This window comes from Pseudomonas sp. WS 5071, assembly GCF_012985765.1.
Taxonomy (GTDB): Bacteria; Pseudomonadota; Gammaproteobacteria; order Pseudomonadales; family Pseudomonadaceae; genus Aquipseudomonas; species Aquipseudomonas lundensis_A.
On sequence record NZ_JAAQWY010000003.1, the window covers coordinates 79164 to 96786 of the forward strand.

14 protein-coding genes are annotated in these 17623 nt (G+C 58.0%); all 14 read left to right on the plus strand.

Translation table 11 applies throughout. The features are described from left to right. Positions 1–3 precede the first annotated feature (3 nt). Complete coding sequence (locus HBN61_RS02545) at positions 4–678, plus strand: NuoB/complex I 20 kDa subunit family protein (protein ID WP_094992618.1); 675 nt, start codon at positions 4–6, stop codon at positions 676–678. 74 nt (positions 679–752) lie between these two features. Next, on the plus strand, positions 753–2537 hold the full coding sequence (gene nuoC / locus HBN61_RS02550) for an NADH-quinone oxidoreductase subunit C/D (RefSeq protein WP_094992619.1): 1785 nt from the start codon (positions 753–755) through the stop codon (positions 2535–2537). Between the two features lie 2 nt (positions 2538–2539). Next, positions 2540–3037 carry an NADH-quinone oxidoreductase subunit NuoE gene (nuoE, locus tag HBN61_RS02555; protein ID WP_047274305.1) on the plus strand — a complete coding sequence of 166 codons (498 nt, stop codon included), beginning with the start codon at positions 2540–2542 and terminating at the stop codon, positions 3035–3037. Continuing rightward, positions 3034–4389 carry an NADH-quinone oxidoreductase subunit NuoF gene (gene nuoF / locus HBN61_RS02560; RefSeq protein ID WP_094992620.1) on the plus strand — a complete coding sequence of 452 codons (1356 nt, stop codon included), beginning with the start codon at positions 3034–3036 and terminating at the stop codon, positions 4387–4389. The genes nuoE and nuoF overlap by 4 nt, the downstream gene beginning before the upstream one ends. A gap of 132 nt (positions 4390–4521) precedes the next feature. After that, on the plus strand, positions 4522–7236 hold the full coding sequence (gene nuoG, locus HBN61_RS02565; RefSeq protein ID WP_094992621.1) for an NADH-quinone oxidoreductase subunit NuoG: 2715 nt from the start codon (positions 4522–4524) through the stop codon (positions 7234–7236). Beyond that, the gene (gene nuoH / locus HBN61_RS02570) at positions 7233–8240 is read left to right on the plus strand and encodes an NADH-quinone oxidoreductase subunit NuoH (RefSeq protein WP_047274301.1); all 1008 of its coding nucleotides are present in this window, start codon (positions 7233–7235) and stop codon (positions 8238–8240) included. Before nuoG ends, nuoH begins: the two co-directional genes overlap by 4 nt. A gap of 12 nt (positions 8241–8252) precedes the next feature. Beyond that, entirely contained in the window at positions 8253–8801 is a 549-nt protein-coding gene (nuoI, locus tag HBN61_RS02575; RefSeq protein WP_016780194.1) for an NADH-quinone oxidoreductase subunit NuoI, read from the plus strand. A gap of 9 nt (positions 8802–8810) precedes the next feature. Beyond that, on the plus strand, positions 8811–9314 hold the full coding sequence (gene nuoJ, locus HBN61_RS02580) for an NADH-quinone oxidoreductase subunit J (protein ID WP_169965334.1): 504 nt from the start codon (positions 8811–8813) through the stop codon (positions 9312–9314). Between the two features lies 1 nt (position 9315). Then, positions 9316–9624: an NADH-quinone oxidoreductase subunit NuoK gene (gene nuoK, locus HBN61_RS02585; RefSeq protein WP_003446970.1), complete on the plus strand. Its 309-nt coding sequence runs from the start codon at positions 9316–9318 to the stop codon at positions 9622–9624. Next, positions 9621–11474, plus strand: coding sequence for an NADH-quinone oxidoreductase subunit L (gene nuoL / locus HBN61_RS02590; protein WP_094992623.1), 1854 nt, complete (start codon positions 9621–9623; stop codon positions 11472–11474). Before nuoK ends, nuoL begins: the two co-directional genes overlap by 4 nt. A 38-nt stretch (positions 11475–11512) precedes the next feature. Continuing rightward, complete coding sequence (nuoM, locus tag HBN61_RS02595) at positions 11513–13045, plus strand: NADH-quinone oxidoreductase subunit M (protein WP_170046108.1); 1533 nt, start codon at positions 11513–11515, stop codon at positions 13043–13045. A gap of 7 nt (positions 13046–13052) precedes the next feature. After that, entirely contained in the window at positions 13053–14522 is a 1470-nt protein-coding gene (nuoN, locus tag HBN61_RS02600) for an NADH-quinone oxidoreductase subunit NuoN (protein ID WP_094992625.1), read from the plus strand. 421 nt (positions 14523–14943) lie between these two features. Continuing rightward, a complete protein-coding gene (locus HBN61_RS02605; RefSeq protein WP_170046109.1) occupies positions 14944–15795 on the plus strand; it encodes an alpha/beta fold hydrolase in 852 nt (283 codons plus the stop codon). Between the two features lie 594 nt (positions 15796–16389). Beyond that, positions 16390–17622 (plus strand): YcaO-like family protein, encoded by a 1233-nt coding sequence (locus HBN61_RS02610; protein WP_170046110.1) that lies wholly within the window; start codon positions 16390–16392, stop codon positions 17620–17622. Position 17623: the final 1 nt, after the last annotated feature.

Below are 17623 nucleotides of genomic sequence, written 5' to 3' on the forward strand. Positions count from 1 at the left end.
GCGATGCAATACGAACTCACCAGGATCGACCCGGATGCTCCTAACGAGCAATACCCGATCGGCAAACGGGAAACCGTTGCCGATCCGTTAGAAGATCAAGTCCACAAAAACATTTTCATGGGCAAGCTTGAAGACGTGCTGAACGGTACGGTCAACTGGGGGCGTAAAAACTCCCTGTGGCCGTACAACTTCGGTCTGTCGTGCTGCTATGTGGAAATGACCACCGCCTTCACGGCGCCCCACGACATCGCGCGCTTTGGCGCCGAAGTTATCCGGGCCTCGCCGCGCCAGGCGGATTTCATGGTTATTGCCGGTACCTGCTTCATCAAGATGGCGCCGATCATTCAGCGTCTCTACGAGCAAATGCTTGAACCTAAATGGGTCATCTCCATGGGTTCGTGCGCCAACTCCGGTGGCATGTACGACATCTACTCCGTGGTTCAAGGGGTGGACAAGTTTTTGCCCGTGGACGTTTACGTACCCGGCTGCCCACCCCGCCCTGAGGCTTTCCTGCAAGGCTTGATGCTCTTGCAAGAGTCGATTGGCCAGGAGCGTCGCCCACTTTCCTGGGTCGTTGGCGAACAAGGCGTGTACCGCGCCGAGATGCCATCGCAAAAGGAACAGCGCCGCGAACAGCGTATTCAGGTGACCAACCTGCGCAGCCCCGACGAAGTCTGATCCAGCCCCGCGTCTTTTTTATAGAACGAGACACTGGCTTCATTCTTTACGTTGAACGAAAGCGATAAAAAACCATGACTACAGGCTCCGCTCTGTACATCCCGCCTTATAAGGCTGACGACCACGATGTGGTTGTCGAACTGAATAACCGTTTTGGCCCTGATGCATTCACTGCCCAGGCCACGCGCACCGGCATGCCGGTGCTTTGGGTTGCCCGCGCCAAACTGGTCGACGTGCTGACCTTCCTGCGCAACCTGCCAAAACCCTACGTCATGCTCTATGACCTGCACGGTGTCGACGAACGTCTGCGCACCAAGCGTCAGGGCCTGCCATCGGGTGCCGACTTCACTGTGTTCTATCATCTGATGTCGCTTGAGCGTAACAGCGACGTCATGATTAAGGTCGCCCTGTCCGAAGGCGATCTGAGCCTGCCGACCGTGACCGGGATCTGGCCGAACGCCAACTGGTACGAGCGGGAAGTGTGGGACATGTTCGGCATCGACTTTGCCGGGCACCCGCACCTGTCGCGCATCATGATGCCCCCGACCTGGGAAGGTCACCCGCTGCGCAAGGACTTTCCTGCACGCGCCACGGAATTCGACCCGTACAGCCTGAGCCTGGCCAAAGTCCAGCTGGAAGAAGAAGCCGCACGCTTCAAGCCTGAAGACTGGGGCATGAAGCGTTCCGGCGAAAACGAGGACTACATGTTCCTCAACCTGGGGCCGAACCACCCTTCGGCTCACGGTGCCTTCCGCATCATCCTGCAACTGGACGGCGAAGAAATCGTCGACTGCGTGCCTGACATTGGCTACCACCACCGTGGCGCCGAAAAAATGGCCGAGCGCCAGTCGTGGCACAGTTTCATCCCGTACACCGACCGTATCGATTACCTCGGCGGCGTGATGAACAACCTGCCGTACGTGCTCTCGGTTGAAAAACTGGCCGGGATCAAGGTACCGGACCGCGTCGACACCATCCGCATCATGATGGCCGAGTTCTTCCGTATCACCAGCCACCTACTGTTCCTGGGGACCTATATCCAGGACGTGGGCGCCATGACGCCGGTGTTCTTCACCTTCACTGACCGTCAACGCGCCTACAAAGTGATTGAGGCGATTACCGGTTTCCGTCTGCACCCGGCCTGGTACCGCATCGGCGGTGTTGCTCACGACCTGCCTCGCGGCTGGGAAAAACTGGTTCAGGAATTCGTCGAGTGGATGCCAAAGCGTCTGGACGAATATCAAAAAGCCGCTCTGGACAACAGCATCCTGCGAGGCCGTACCATCGGCGTTGCACAGTACAACACCAAAGAAGCCCTCGAATGGGGCGTTACAGGTGCTGGCCTGCGTTCTACCGGGTGCGACTTCGACCTGCGTAAGGCGCGTCCCTACTCGGGCTACGAGAACTTCGAGTTCGAAGTGCCGTTGGCGGCCAATGGCGATGCCTACGACCGTTGCATCGTGCGTGTCGAAGAGATGCGCCAGAGCCTGAAAATCATTGAGCAGTGCATGCGCAACATGCCGGCCGGCCCGTACAAGGCGGATCACCCGCTGACCACGCCGCCGCCCAAAGAGCGCACCTTGCAGCACATCGAGACCTTGATTACGCACTTCCTGCAAGTTTCGTGGGGCCCGGTCATGCCGGCCAACGAATCCTTCCAGATGATTGAAGCGACCAAGGGCATCAACAGTTATTACCTGACGAGCGATGGCGGCACCATGAGCTACCGCACCCGGATTCGCACCCCAAGCTTTGCCCATTTGCAGCAGATCCCTTCGGTGATCAAAGGCGAAATGGTCGCGGACTTGATTGCGTACCTGGGTAGTATCGATTTCGTTATGGCCGACGTGGACCGCTAAGCATGAACAGCACGCTTATCCAGACAGACCGTTTCGCCCTTAGCGAAACCGAGCGCTCGGCCATCGAGCACGAGATGCATCACTACGAAGATCCGCGCGCAGCGTCGATCGAGGCGCTTAAGATCGTTCAGAAAGAACGTGGCTGGGTGCCGGACGGCGCGATTTATGCCATTGGCGAACTGCTGGGCATCCCCGCCAGTGACGTCGAAGGCGTGGCCACATTCTACAGCCAGATCTTCCGCCAGCCGGTCGGTCGACACATCATTCGCGTATGCGACAGCATGGTCTGCTACATCGGTGGTCACGAGTCCGTGGTCAGCGAGATCCAGACCAAGCTGGGCATCGGCCTGGGCCAGACCACAGCAGACGGTCGCTTCACGCTGCTGCCGGTGTGCTGCCTGGGCAACTGCGACAAGGCGCCTGCGTTGATGATCGACGACGACACTTTCGGTGATGTCCAGCCATCGGGCGTTGCAACGTTGTTGGAGGGCTACCCATGACCCTGACTTCTTTCGGACCTGCCAACCGCATTGCGCGCACGGCAGAAACCCATCCCCTGACTTGGCGCCTGCGTGACGACGGCGAGCCGGTGTGGCTTGACGAATATCAAGCCAAAAACGGCTATGCGGCGGCTCGCAAAGCCTTCGCTGACATGGCTCAGGACGACATCGTCCAGACCGTGAAAGACGCTGGCCTCAAAGGTCGCGGCGGTGCTGGTTTTCCCACCGGCGTGAAGTGGGGGCTAATGCCCAAAGACGAATCCATGAACATCCGTTACCTGCTGTGTAACGCCGATGAGATGGAGCCCAACACCTGGAAAGACCGCATGCTGATGGAGCAACTGCCCCATCTGCTGATTGAAGGCATGCTGATCAGTGCCCGTGCACTGAAAACCTACCGTGGCTACATCTTCCTGCGTGGCGAATACACCACAGCGGCCGTGCACCTGCGCCGCGCCGTCGAAGAAGCCAAGGCCGCGGGCCTGCTGGGCAAAAACATTCTGGGCTCGGGATTTGATTTCGAACTGTTCGTGCACACCGGTGCCGGGCGTTATATCTGCGGTGAAGAAACCGCACTGATCAACTCCCTTGAAGGCCGACGTGCCAACCCGCGTTCCAAACCGCCTTTCCCGGCGGCCGTGGGCGTTTGGGGCAAGCCAACGTGCGTCAACAACGTAGAGACCCTGTGCAACGTACCGGCCATCATCGGCAACGGCGTTGACTGGTACAAATCCCTGGCCCGCGAGGGCAGCGAAGACCACGGCACCAAGCTGATGGGCTTCTCCGGCAAGGTCAAGAACCCCGGCCTGTGGGAACTGCCATTTGGCGTGACTGCGCGCGAGCTGTTCGAAGATTACGCGGGCGGCATGCGAGACGGCTTCAAGCTCAAGTGCTGGCAGCCGGGCGGCGCCGGTACAGGCTTCCTGCTGCCTGAACACCTGGACGCACAAATGTACGCCGGCGGGATCGCCAAGGTGGGTACCCGCATGGGTACGGGCCTGGCCATGGCCGTGGACGACAGCGTCAACATGGTCTCGCTGCTGCGCAACATGGAGCAGTTCTTTGCCCGCGAGTCGTGCGGTTTCTGCACGCCTTGCCGCGATGGCCTGCCATGGAGCGTCAAGCTGCTGATGGCCATCGAGAAAGGTGAAGGCCAGCCGGGCGACATCGAGACCCTGCTGGGTCTGGTGGGTTTCCTGGGCCCGGGCAAGACGTTCTGTGCCCACGCACCGGGCGCCGTGGAGCCACTGGGCAGCGCAATCAAGTACTTCCGTCCAGAATTCGAAGCCGGCATTGCGCAAGCAAAACCCGGCGTTCCACCTCTGGCACGCCCGATTGTAATCGGCGCGTAACGTTCTGAATGAGGGTGGTCCGTGCCGCCCTCTGATCGTTCGATAACGCCGTAAGGCTGGGTAGCTTCGAACGAATAACAAGATTCCATTAGCCACGCCCGCTGACACCGGGCCAACGAAGACCTTTGAACCATGGCCACTATCCACGTAGACGGCAAAGAGCTCGAAGTCGATGGGGCAGACAACCTGTTACAGGCCTGTCTGTCGCTGGGACTCGATATTCCGTATTTCTGCTGGCACCCTGCCCTGGGCAGTGTTGGCGCCTGCCGCCAGTGCGCAGTCAAGCAATACACCGACGAGAACGACACCCGTGGTCGTATCGTGATGTCCTGCATGACCCCGGCCACTGACGGAAGCTGGATTTCCATCGACGACGAAGAAGCGAAAGTGTTTCGTGCCAGCGTTGTCGAATGGCTGATGACCAACCACCCGCACGACTGCCCTGTGTGCGAAGAAGGCGGTCACTGCCACCTGCAAGACATGACCGTGATGACCGGTCACAACGAGCGCCGTTATCGTTTCACCAAACGCACCCACCAGAACCAGGAACTTGGCCCGTTCATCGCTCACGAGATGAACCGCTGCATCGCCTGTTATCGCTGCGTGCGTTTCTATAAAGACTACGCTGGCGGTACTGACCTCGGCGTATTCGGCGCTCACGACAACGTGTACTTCGGTCGCGTTGAAGACGGCGTTCTCGAAAGCGAGTTCTCGGGCAACCTCACCGAAGTCTGCCCGACCGGTGTGTTCACCGACAAAACCCACTCCGAGCGCTACAACCGCAAGTGGGACATGCAATTCGCGCCAAGCATCTGCCACGGTTGCTCCAGCGGCTGCAACATCAGCCCGGGCGAGCGTTATGGCGAATTGCGCCGCATCGAAAACCGCTTCAACGGTTCGGTCAACCAGTATTTCCTGTGTGACCGTGGTCGCTTCGGTTACGGCTACGTAAACCGTACCGATCGCCCGCGTCAGCCGCTGCTGGCCGACGGCAACAAGCTGAGCGTCGACGCTGCACTGGACAAGGCAGCCGAACTGCTGCGCGGTCGCAATATTGTGGGTATCGGTTCGCCTCGCGCCAGCCTCGAAAGCAATTTCGCACTGCGCGAGCTGGTAGGCGCCGAGCATTTCTACTCGGGTATCGAAGCCGGTGAGCTGGAGCGTATCCGTCTGGTGTTGCAAGTCCTCAAGGACAGCCCGCTGCCGGTGCCGAACCTGCGCGATATCGAAGACCACGACGCGATTTTCGTCTTGGGCGAAGACTTGACCCAGACCGCCGCGCGTATGGCTCTGTCGTTGCGTCAGTCGGTCAAGGGCAAAGCCGAAGACATGGCCGACGCCATGCGCGTTCAGCCGTGGCTTGACGCGGCGGTGAAAAACATCGGTCAGCACGCGCTGAACCCGCTGTTCATTGCCAGCCTTGCAGAAACCAAGCTGGACGACGTGGCTGAAGAATGCGTTCACGCCGCGCCGGACGATCTGGCCCGCATCGGTTTCGCCGTGGCTCATGCCCTCGATGCCAGCGCGCCTGCCGTTACCGGACTGGACACTGAAGCTCAGGCACTGGCGCAACGCATTGCCGACGCCTTGCTCGCCGCCAAACGTCCTCTGATCATTGCCGGTACTTCACTAGGCTCCAAAGCCTTGATCGAAGCGGCGGGCAACATTGCCAAAGCCCTGCACCTGCGCGAAAAAGCCGGTTCCATCAGCCTTGTCGTGCCTGAAGCCAACAGCCTTGGCCTGGCCATGCTCGGCGGTGAATCGGTAGACGCCGCGCTGCAAGCGGTGATTGACGGCCAGGCCGACGCCATCGTGGTACTGGAAAACGACCTCTTCACCCGCGTAGATGCCGTGAAAGTGAACGCTGCGCTGGACGCAGCCAAAGTCGTGATCGTTGCCGACCATCAGAAAACCGCCACCACCGACCGTGCCGACCTGGTACTGCCAGCGGCCAGTTTCGCTGAAGGCGACGGCACACTGGTCAGCCAGGAAGGCCGCGCCCAGCGCTTCTTCCAGGTGTTTGACCCACGTTATCTGGACGCCAGCAACCTGATCCACGAAGGCTGGCGCTGGTTGCACGCCCTGCGCAGCACCCTGCTGAACAAACCGGTCGACTGGACGCTGCTGGACCATGTGACTCAGGCTACAGCCGCCTGCACGCCTGAACTGGCCGGCATCGTTGAAGCGGCGCCTTCGGCGGCCTTCCGCATCAAAGGCCTGAAACTGGCCCGCGAACCGCTGCGCTACAGCGGCCGCACGGCCATGCGCGCCAACATCAGTGTGCACGAGCCGCGTACCCCGCAAGACCCGGACACTGCGTTCGCCTTCTCCATGGAAGGCTACTCGGGCTCCGTTGAGCCACGTCAGCAAGTGCCTTTTGCTTGGTCGCCGGGTTGGAACTCGCCACAAGCGTGGAACAAGTTCCAGGACGAAGTCGGCGGTCACATCCGTGCGGGCGATCCAGGCATTCGACTGATCGAAAGCAAGGGCGATTCGCTAAGCTGGTTCGCCAACATTCCGGGCGCATTCAACCCGGCGCGTGGCACTTGGCAAGTGGTGCCGTTCTATCACCTGCTGGGCAGCGAAGAAAATTCTTCGAAAGCCGCGCCGGTACAAGAACGCATTCCTGCCGCCTATATTGCGCTGGCCAAGTCCGAAGCCGATCGCCTGGGCGTTAATGACGGTGCACTGCTCAGCCTGAACGTAGCCGGTGTGAGCCTGCGTTTGCCGCTGCGTATCAATGAAGAACTGGGTGCTGGCCTGGTGGCATTGCCTGCCGGTCTGGCCGGTATCCCGCCAGCGATCTTTGGCCTTACCGTTGACGGTTTGCAGGAGGCAGCCCAATGACCTGGTTCACGCCTGAAGTGATCGACGTGATTCTCTCGGTGGTCAAAGCCGTGGTAATCCTGCTCGCCGTGGTGGTATGCGGTGCGCTGTTGAGCTGGGTCGAGCGCCGCTTGCTCGCCCTGTGGCAAGACCGTTACGGTCCGAACCGCGTCGGCCCGTTCGGCGCGTTTCAGATCGCCGCTGACATGATCAAAATGTTCTTCAAGGAAGACTGGACACCGCCGTTTGCCGACAAGGTGATTTTCACTTTGGCACCGGTTGTGGCCATGAGCGCCTTGCTGATCGCCTTCGCGATTATCCCCATCACCCCGACCTGGGGTGTGGCGGACCTGAACATCGGGATCCTGTTCTTCTTCGCCATGGCCGGCCTGTCGGTGTACGCGGTGTTGTTCGCAGGCTGGTCGAGCAACAACAAGTTCGCCCTGCTCGGCAGCCTGCGAGCCTCGGCTCAGACTGTTTCGTACGAAGTGTTCATGGGCCTGTCGCTGATGGGTATCGTTGTACAGGTTGGCTCGTTCAACATGCGCGATATCGTTGAATATCAAGCGCAGAACCTGTGGTTCATCATTCCGCAGATCTTCGGTTTCCTGACCTTCTTCATTGCCGGCGTCGCCGTGACTCACCGTCACCCGTTCGACCAGCCGGAAGCGGAGCAGGAACTGGCCGATGGTTACCACATTGAATATGCCGGTATGAAATGGGGCATGTTCTTCGTCGGTGAATACATCGGGATCGTGTTGATCTCGGCGTTGCTGGTAACTCTGTTCTTCGGTGGCTGGCACGGGCCTTTCGGCATCCTGCCGCAGATTCCGTTTATCTGGTTCGCCCTGAAGACCGCGTTTTTCATCATGATCTTCATCCTGCTGCGCGCTTCTATTCCGCGCCCTCGGTATGACCAAGTGATGGATTTCAGCTGGAAGTTCTGCCTGCCGCTGACCCTGATCAATTTGCTGGTAACCGCCGCAGTCGTGTTGTTGAACACGCCCGCCGGCGCGGTTCAGTGAGGATAGAGACCCATGTTCAAGTACTTGTTTGACATCGTGCATGGCACCTACACCCAGCTTCGCAGCCTGGTGATGGTGTTTGGCCATGCCTTCCGCAAGCGTGACACGCTGCAATACCCGGAAGAACCGGTCTACCTGCCACCGCGTTACCGTGGCCGGATTGTCCTGACTCGCGACCCGGACGGCGAAGAGCGTTGTGTTGCCTGTAACCTGTGCGCCGTGGCGTGTCCGGTAGGCTGCATCTCGCTGCAAAAAGCCGAAACCGAAGATGGTCGCTGGTACCCGGAGTTTTTCCGCATCAACTTCTCACGCTGCATTTTCTGCGGCTTGTGTGAGGAAGCCTGCCCGACCACCGCCATCCAGCTCACGCCGGATTTCGAAATGGCCGAGTTCAAACGTCAGGATCTGGTGTACGAGAAAGAAGATCTGCTGATCTCCGGTCCCGGCAAGAACCCTGACTACAACTTCTATCGTGTTGCGGGTATGGCCGTTGAAGGCAAGCCGAAAGGCGCTGCTCAGAACGAAGCCGAGCCGATCAACGTGAAGAGCTTGCTGCCTTAAGGAAGAACGATGGAATTCGCTTTCTATTTCGCATCGGGTGTTGCTGTCGTGTCCACGCTGCGCGTGATCACCAACACCAACCCTGTGCACGCCCTGCTCTACCTGATTATTTCGCTGATTGCCGTGGCGATGACCTTCTTCAGCCTCGGCGCGCCCTTTGCCGGCGTCCTCGAAGTGATCGCTTACGCCGGCGCCATCATGGTGCTGTTCGTGTTTGTGGTGATGATGCTTAACCAGGGCCCGGCCTCAGTGACGCAGGAGCGTCACTGGCTCAAACCCGGTATATGGATCGGACCGAGCATTCTGTCCGCCATCCTGCTGGCCGAACTGCTGTACGTGCTGTTCGCACAGCAGAGCGGCGCTGCCATCGGTCAAACCACCATTGATGCAAAAGCCGTCGGCGTGAGCCTGTTCGGCCCGTATCTGCTGGTGGTCGAACTCGCCTCCATGCTGTTGCTTGCAGCAGCGGTGACGGCGTTCCACTTGGGCCGCAACGAGGCGAAGGAGCAATAAGATGCCTGGAATACCTTTGGAACATGGCCTTGCGGTAGCAGGCGTCCTGTTCTGCCTCGGTCTGGTTGGACTGATGGTTCGCCGTAACATTCTCTTCGTATTGATGAGTCTGGAAATCATGATGAACGCTGCTGCACTGGCGTTCATCGTTGCCGGTGCACGCTGGGCGCAACCGGATGGACAGGTCATGTTCATTCTGGTGATCACCCTGGCAGCCGCCGAGGCCAGTATTGGCCTGGCGATCCTGCTGCAGCTGTATCGCCGCTTCCACACGCTTGATATCGATGCTGCCAGTGAGATGCGCGGATGAACCTTCTCTTTCTGACTTTCGTATTCCCCCTGATCGGCTTTTTGCTGCTGTCGTTCTCCCGTGGACGCTTCAGCGAAAACCTCTCGGCCCTGATCGGCGTTGGCTCCATCGGCCTGTCGACCCTTGTGGCCGCGTACGTGATCTGGCAATTCAACGTCTCGCCGCCTGAAGGCGGTCACTACACGCAAGTGCTGTGGCAGTGGATGGCGGTGGGTGAGTTCAAGCCGAACTTCGCCCTGTACCTGGACGGTCTGTCCGTCACCATGCTCGGCGTGGTGGTCGGTGTAGGCTTCCTGATCCACATCTTTGCCTCGTGGTACATGCGCGGTGAAGACGGCTACTCGCGCTTCTTCGCTTACACCAACCTGTTTATCGCCAGCATGCTGTTCCTGATCCTGGCCGATAACCTGCTGTTCGTGTACTTCGGCTGGGAAGGCGTGGGCCTGTGCTCCTACCTGTTGATCGGTTTCTACTACAGCAACCGCAACAACGGTAACGCCGCACTCAAAGCGTTCATCGTGACCCGCATCGGCGACGTGTTCATGGCCATCGGCCTGTTCATTTTGTTCCAGCAATTGGGCACGTTGAACATTCAGGAGCTGCTGGTTCAGGCACCGCTCAAGTTCCAGGCCGGCGATTTCTGGATTGTACTGGCGACCCTGATGCTGCTGGGTGGTGCGGTCGGTAAATCGGCGCAGCTGCCCCTGCAAACCTGGCTGGCAGACGCCATGGCCGGCCCGACGCCGGTGTCGGCACTGATTCACGCCGCTACCATGGTGACCGCAGGTGTTTACCTGATCGCGCGTACCCACGGCCTGTTCACACTGGCGCCTGAAGTGCTGCATCTAGTGGGCATCGTGGGAGGTGTGACACTGGTACTGGCCGGTTTTGCGGCACTGGTGCAAACCGACATCAAACGTATCCTCGCCTATTCCACCATGAGCCAGATCGGCTACATGTTCCTCGCCTTGGGCGTCGGAGCATGGGATGGCGCGATTTTCCACCTGATGACCCACGCCTTCTTCAAGGCATTGCTGTTCCTTGCTTCGGGTGCGGTGATTGTTGCCTGCCACCACGAGCAGAACATCTTCAAGATGGGCGGTCTGTGGAAGAAACTGCCACTGGCTTACATCAGCTTCATCGTCGGCGGCGCGGCCTTGTCTGCACTGCCTCTGCTGACCGCAGGCTTCTACTCCAAAGACGAAATTCTTTGGGAAGCATTCGCCAGCGGCAACAACGAGTTGCTGTACGCCGGTCTGGTGGGTGCCTTCATGACTTCGCTGTACACCTTCCGCCTGATCTTCATCACCTTCCACGGTGAAGCCAAGACACAAGCCCATGCAGGCCATGGTGTGTCGTACTGGCTGCCACTGAGTGTACTGATCGTCCTGTCGACCTTTATCGGCGCCATGATCACGCCTCCACTGGCGGGTGTACTGCCACAAAGCGTTGGCCATGCCGGCGGCGAAGCCAAGCACAGCCTGGAAATCGCCTCGGGTGCCATCGCATTGGCGGGTATCCTGCTGGCCGCCCTGCTTTACCTGGGCAAGCGTCGTTTCGTGACGGCTGTGGCCAACAGCGGTATTGGTCGCTTCCTGTCGGCCTGGTGGTTTGCTGCATGGGGCTTCGACTGGCTGTACGACAAACTGTTCGTCAAACCGTACCTGTTGATCTGCCGCCTGCTGCGCAAAGACCCTCTGGATCAGACCATCGGTCTGGTACCGAAGATGGCCAAGGCCGGGCACAACGCCCTGAGCCGCAGCGAAACCGGTCAACTGCGTTGGTACGCTGCTTCCATGGCTGCCGGTGCGGTACTGGTCATGGGCGCCATCGTACTGGTAGCGGTCTGATATGAACCTTCGACATTGCGAAAGGAATTGAGCCCGTCATGATTCTGCCTTGGCTAATCCTGATCCCCTTTATCGGCGGCCTGCTGTGCTGGCTGGGTGAGCGCTTCGGCGCCACCTTGCCACGCTGGATTGCGTTGCTGACCATGTCCCTTGAACTTGCGCTCGGCCTCTGGCTGTGGGCGCACGGGGACTACCACTTGGCACCTAACCCGGGCGCAGCCCCGGCCTGGGCGCTTGAGTTCCAGCACACCTGGATCGAACGCTTCGGCATCAGCGTGCACTTGGCGCTCGATGGCCTGTCCCTGCTGATGATCTTGCTCACCGGCTTGCTCGGTGTGCTGTCGGTCTTGTGCTCCTGGAAAGAAATCCAGCGTCACGTGGGCTTCTTCCACCTGAACTTGATGTGGATCCTGGGCGGTGTGGTCGGCGTGTTCCTCGCCATCGACCTGTTCATGTTCTTCTTCTTCTGGGAAATGATGCTAGTGCCGATGTACTTCCTCATCGCGCTCTGGGGTCACAGTTCATCGGACGGTAAGAAAACCCGCATTTACGCAGCGACCAAGTTCTTCATCTTCACTCAGGCTTCCGGCCTGATCATGCTGGTGGCGATCCTCGGTCTGGTGCTGGTCAACTTCAATGAAACCGGCGTGCTGACCTTCAGCTATGCCGAGTTGCTGAAAACCAAGATGTCACTCACTACCGAGTACATTCTGATGCTCGGCTTCTTTATTGCCTTTGCCGTGAAACTGCCGGTTGTACCGTTTCACTCCTGGTTACCGGATGCTCACGCACAAGCGCCGACTGCAGGCTCGGTCGACCTGGCCGGTATCTTGCTGAAAACCGCGGCGTACGGTTTGCTGCGTTTCGCCCTGCCCCTGTTCCCGAACGCTTCGGCCGAATTCGCGCCGATTGCCATGCCCCTGGGTCTGATCGGGATTTTCTACGGCGCATTCCTCGCTTTCGCACAAACCGACATCAAGCGTCTGATCGCTTTTTCCAGTGTTTCCCACATGGGCTTCGTACTGATCGGGATTTACTCCGGCAGCCTGCTGGCTCTGCAAGGCGCTGTGATCCAGATGCTGGCGCACGGTGTATCGGCGGCGGCGCTGTTTATTCTCAGCGGTCAGCTGTACGAGCGCCTGCACACCCGTGACATGCGTGAAATGGGCGGTTTGTGGTCGAAGATCGCCTACCTGCCGGCCATTAGCCTGTTCTTTGCTGCCGCGTCGCTGGGCTTGCCGGGCACCGGTAACTTTGTCGGCGAGTTCCTGATCCTGATTGGCTCGTTTGCCAGCTTCCCTTGGGTCACGGCGATTGCCACGACCGGCCTGGTGTTTGGCTCGGTCTACTCGTTGATCATGATTCACCGCGCCTACTTCGGCCCTTCCAAGTCGGACGCCGTACTGGCCGGCATGGACGCACGTGAAATGATCATGGTGCTCGGTCTGGCGGTACTGCTGATTTTCATCGGCGTGTACCCGCAACCGTTCCTCGACACCTCTGCTGCGACCATGAATGGCGTGCAGCAATGGCTCGGCACCGCCTTCACTCAACTCGCTTCGGCCCGGTAAGAGCGCTATGGAATTCACGATCCAACACTTTATCGCGCTTGCTCCACTGTTGATTACCAGCATCACCCTCGTTGTGGTGATGCTGGCAATCGCGTGGCGCCGCAACCACTCACAGACCTTCCTGCTCTCGGTAGCGGGTCTCAACCTGGCACTGCTGTCGATCTTCCCGGCGTTGAAAGTCGCTCCATTGGCCGTCACTCCGCTGTTGATGCTGGACAACTTTGCTTACCTGTATATCGGGCTGATCCTGGTCGCGACCCTGGCCTGCGTGACACTTGCGCATGCCTATCTGGGTGAAGGCGGTACAGGTTACCCGGGCAACCGCGAAGAGCTTTACTTGTTGATGCTGCTGGCAGCGTCGGGCGGTCTGGTACTGGTCAGCGCACAACACCTGGCAGGCCTGTTCATCGGTCTGGAACTGCTCTCGGTCCCTGTCTACGGGCTCGTGGCCTATGCCTTTTTCAACAAACGTTCACTGGAAGCCGGCATCAAATACATGGTGCTGTCGGCCGCCGGTTCAGCGTTCCTGTTGTTTGGTATGGCCTTGCTCTACGCAGAAGCCGGCAGCCTGAGCTTCAGCGGCATCGGCCATGCGTTGGCCGCTACCGGTGCTCCGAGTGCCATCGCGCAGCTCGGTTTGGGGATGATGCTGGTCGGTCTGGCGTTCAAGCTGTCGCTGGTGCCTTTCCACCTCTGGACGCCGGACGTGTACGAAGGCGCTCCGGCGCCCGTAGCGGCATTTTTGGCGACCGCTTCGAAAGTCGCGGTATTTGCTGTGATGGTACGGTTGTTCCAGATCTCTCCTGCCGCCACCACCGGCGTCATGAGCGACGTACTGACCGTGATCGCGATTGCCTCGATCCTGTTCGGTAACTTGCTGGCACTCACGCAAACCAACCTCAAGCGTCTGCTGGGTTATTCGTCCATCGCCCACTTCGGCTACCTTCTGATTGCTCTGGTCGCCAGTAAAGGCATGGCCATGGAAGCCATCGGCGTCTACCTGATCACCTACGTACTCACCAGTCTGGGTGCGTTCGGTGTGATCACATTGATGTCCTCGCCTTACAAAGGCCGTGACGCGGACGCCCTGTATGAATACCGCGGCCTGTTCTGGCGCCGTCCGTACATGACCGCCGTACTGACGGTGATGATGCTGTCGCTGGCCGGCATTCCCCTGACCGCAGGCTTCATCGGCAAGTTCTACATCATTGCTACCGGTGTTCAGGCGCAGCAATGGTGGCTGGTGGCTTCCCTGATCCTGGGCAGTGCCATCGGCGTCTTCTACTACCTGCGTGTGATGGTCACTCTGTACCTTGTTGAACCGAAACTGCATCGCCACGATGCTCCGCTCAATTGGGAACAGCAAGCAGGCGGCGTGATGTTGCTCGCTGTGTCGGTATTGGTTTTCGTGCTGGGTGTTTACCCTCAGCCGATGCTGGAACTGGTACAACGCGCCACCCTGGGCTTGCTGGGCTAACCCCTCTCGCTCGACCCGCTACCCCGTGAAAGCCTGGCTTTCACGGGGTATTTTTTTATCAGCTGTTTATAAACAGCCCGCGAGTTGGGTAATGCCAAAATAGTTCTGAATATTGATTGCCAAAGACTCGATATTGATACTTACCTACACACTGTTAATTCACCCACGCTTAGCCATTGGCACTGCTTTCCCCTCTGCTGTTTATATCTTGCGAAACACTCAGCAACGACAGCAGCCTGCGCCTCTATACGTCCCCTTCCTGCACATACAAATCATCAAACACTTATTACAAAACTGAAAAACACGGTGCATTGACAGGTATTTTTATCCCTCATACATTCGCTTCCTCGCGAGCTTCCTGCCTTAGAAATAATAAATAGAACTGCGCACCGACTTTTTAAATACCAAAGGAAAATGACCCATGCAGACTCTTCACCAGTCCAGCGGTTATTACTCAACGACCGATGGCCACCAGTTGTATTGGGAACGTCATGGAAACCTCGGCGGCGAACCCGTTTTCTTTATTCACGGCGGACCAGGCGGAAACTGTAATGAAAAACATCTGCTGTTCTTTGATCTTAAGCACGTTGATGTCGTTTTATTTGATCAACGGGGCTGCGGGCGCTCCACGCCCCAAGGGCGATTGACGGATAACAATACGAATGCACTGGTTCAAGACATAGACGCTCTGCGCCATTACTTTGGATTTGAACGCATCAGCGTGCTCGGGGTGTCATGGGGCAGTTGGCTGGCACTGAAATATCAGCACCGGTTCAAGCATCGCGTTAACCAGTGCGTTGCTGCGTCGGTATTTGCTCCTGAACAAAAAGTGTTTAGTGCCTATGAACAGATACTCGTGCAAACCCTTGAACGTTTACCCGATGTAGGCTTGACCCTCAAGCAAACCTACAAGGCGCTATGCACAGGTAGCCACGAAGTCCGCCGCGCTGCAGCGCTCAACTGGAGCAAGGCCCATCTCGCAGGGATCATGTCCGATGAGCAACTGGAAGACTTTGTAGACAGCTCAGCCATCGCCTCCATCCGTCTCGAACTGCACTATCACCTCAACCGCTATTTCTTCACCCCTGAGGACCTGAACCTTCGAATCGGCCCCAACACGACCCTTATCCAGGGAATAGACGACCCATGCGGACTGCTGAGCATGCGCTGGCTGCAAGAGCGCTCGAGCGGCCCAAGCTTGCTGGTCAAGGCAGGCCACAATGCACTTGAGCCCACCTTACTGAGCCACATCCGACAAACACTCGCCCCATAAGGCTTTAGTAAGAAAATACTGCCTATCGCGTCGAACTCTCGCTTAATTCCTGAAATGAGTGATGTGCCCTACACAATTTAAAAAAACGCCCTGACTGTAAAAAAGCACTCTATTGACAGCCCTACAATAAACACCTCACACACTCACCCTTGTACCTACACTCAAGTTCACGCCTCCGTATTATTAAACGCCGGGCACACCCGCATTCCAGCGCCTTCCCACACCAACTGAACAGTGAATAGCACCGAACAAAAATAAACATGTACCAAAACATTAATTCGCTCGCACAAGTTGAAACTGCGTTCATTGACAGCCAAGAATACAGGCAACTAAATTAAAAGCGCGCTTAGGACGCCTAAGCCAACTCAATATTTCAATTAAATTTCAATCCACTTAAAGCAGGTTTTCAATATGGGCTACCACATGGCTATGAACACCCAGGCACTGCCTGATGCAGACTCACTGGACTCCCAGTCCGAGCAGCAGCTTATCGATCAACTTGAATTGTCCGATGCCGAGAAAGAAGAACTCCACGCTGACTAACTCCGTAAGGAGGGAACGTTTCTGACTTCCCTCCTTACACCGGACTCTCCCATGACGACATTAATTCCTCCTGACGAACGTGAGCTTTCTTTGCCCGAGGCGTATGCAAGAGTGCTTCAAGAGCTGAACTGCCTCGGGCTGGCCTGCTCCGTTCGTACACTCGGAGAGCGCATTGTGAACACTCGCGTGATGCTGAGTGACGCCAACTCAGGGCATCAGGGGGTCGGTTCCGGAAAAGGCTACACTGACAGCGCCTTGGTTGGAGCCCACTATGAAGCCTTGGAACATTACCTGAGCGAGCATCATGAGATGCACGTCGGGGTTGAACTGCGTCCTGCAAATCGATTCACGCGCGACGGTATCTTTCACGACGACAGTCTTCTGGATAGCGTCATTCAACACACTCAGGCCAGCATCGCCAGCCGCCTTTACCACAGCCCTCTCGACACAGCGTCCTTCTATTACCCGATCGCTTTTAGCTTGCCTGACTACCCCGGCAGGCCGTTGGCAGGTGACACATTTGATTACGCAGGTATACGCCGCTACTTCAGCAACAGCGGCATCGCCATTGGCGCCACCTACCAGGAAGCAGCTCTGCACGCCATCAATGAATGCCTTGAGCGCGATGCACTCTCACTCTTCCTGCTCAGCCATTTTTACTACCGGCACGACCGGCCACTGCGCAGGGTCCAACGCCCGCAGGCACGCCACCCTCTCTGCAACCTTTGGCAGGAAGCTGAGACAGAGTTGCATGCCGAAGTCATTCTGCTCGACATCAGCAGTGAGTTTTGCGTCACCACCTGTATGGCTTTCACCCACTCCGGTAACCAGCCCATCACCCTTTTCGGCTGCGGCACGTCATTAAGTGCGTCCCATGCGGCAGCTCGCGCACTTACCGAACTGGTGCAAGTCCGTTGGGCGGCAACCCGCGCCGACACAGCGCAACATATCGACTTGCAAATGCGCCATTTAGCTGCGTTTCCTCGCCTGCAGCGCTGCCTGCGCCTGGATATAGACGACCTGATGATGCATACCCGCCAGCAACTGGTCGCGCTGCCAATGCACGGCGCCCTAGGCACGCTGGACGAGCAGATCCACGTCATCGCCCGTGATGTACGCGCGCACAACCGCGAACTGGGTATCAGCACCCTCTATCAAACGGACAGGGGTACCACCCTGGCCAACGTCGTGATCCCGGGGCTTGAGCGTTTTTATATTGTGAGCACCGGCAACGTTGTTATTCCCCAAGCCCGGGGACAGGCGCTCAATGAGTGTGTCAGGTGAT

What these genes read in the sequence shown, in the direction of transcription:
- HBN61_RS02545 (WP_094992618.1), top strand. Translation starts at nt 4, where the DNA reads ATGCAATACGAACTCACCAGGATCGACCCGGATGCTCCTAACGAGCAA.
- nuoC (WP_094992619.1), top strand. Translation starts at nt 753, where the DNA reads ATGACTACAGGCTCCGCTCTGTACATCCCGCCTTATAAGGCTGACGAC.
- nuoE (WP_047274305.1), top strand. Translation starts at nt 2,540, where the DNA reads ATGAACAGCACGCTTATCCAGACAGACCGTTTCGCCCTTAGCGAAACC.
- nuoF (WP_094992620.1), top strand. Translation starts at nt 3,034, where the DNA reads ATGACCCTGACTTCTTTCGGACCTGCCAACCGCATTGCGCGCACGGCA.
- nuoG (WP_094992621.1), top strand. Translation starts at nt 4,522, where the DNA reads ATGGCCACTATCCACGTAGACGGCAAAGAGCTCGAAGTCGATGGGGCA.
- nuoH (WP_047274301.1), top strand. Translation starts at nt 7,233, where the DNA reads ATGACCTGGTTCACGCCTGAAGTGATCGACGTGATTCTCTCGGTGGTC.
- nuoI (WP_016780194.1), top strand. Translation starts at nt 8,253, where the DNA reads ATGTTCAAGTACTTGTTTGACATCGTGCATGGCACCTACACCCAGCTT.
- nuoJ (WP_169965334.1), top strand. Translation starts at nt 8,811, where the DNA reads ATGGAATTCGCTTTCTATTTCGCATCGGGTGTTGCTGTCGTGTCCACG.
- nuoK (WP_003446970.1), top strand. Translation starts at nt 9,316, where the DNA reads ATGCCTGGAATACCTTTGGAACATGGCCTTGCGGTAGCAGGCGTCCTG.
- nuoL (WP_094992623.1), top strand. Translation starts at nt 9,621, where the DNA reads ATGAACCTTCTCTTTCTGACTTTCGTATTCCCCCTGATCGGCTTTTTG.
- nuoM (WP_170046108.1), top strand. Translation starts at nt 11,513, where the DNA reads ATGATTCTGCCTTGGCTAATCCTGATCCCCTTTATCGGCGGCCTGCTG.
- nuoN (WP_094992625.1), top strand. Translation starts at nt 13,053, where the DNA reads ATGGAATTCACGATCCAACACTTTATCGCGCTTGCTCCACTGTTGATT.
- HBN61_RS02605 (WP_170046109.1), top strand. Translation starts at nt 14,944, where the DNA reads ATGCAGACTCTTCACCAGTCCAGCGGTTATTACTCAACGACCGATGGC.
- HBN61_RS02610 (WP_170046110.1), top strand. Translation starts at nt 16,390, where the DNA reads ATGACGACATTAATTCCTCCTGACGAACGTGAGCTTTCTTTGCCCGAG.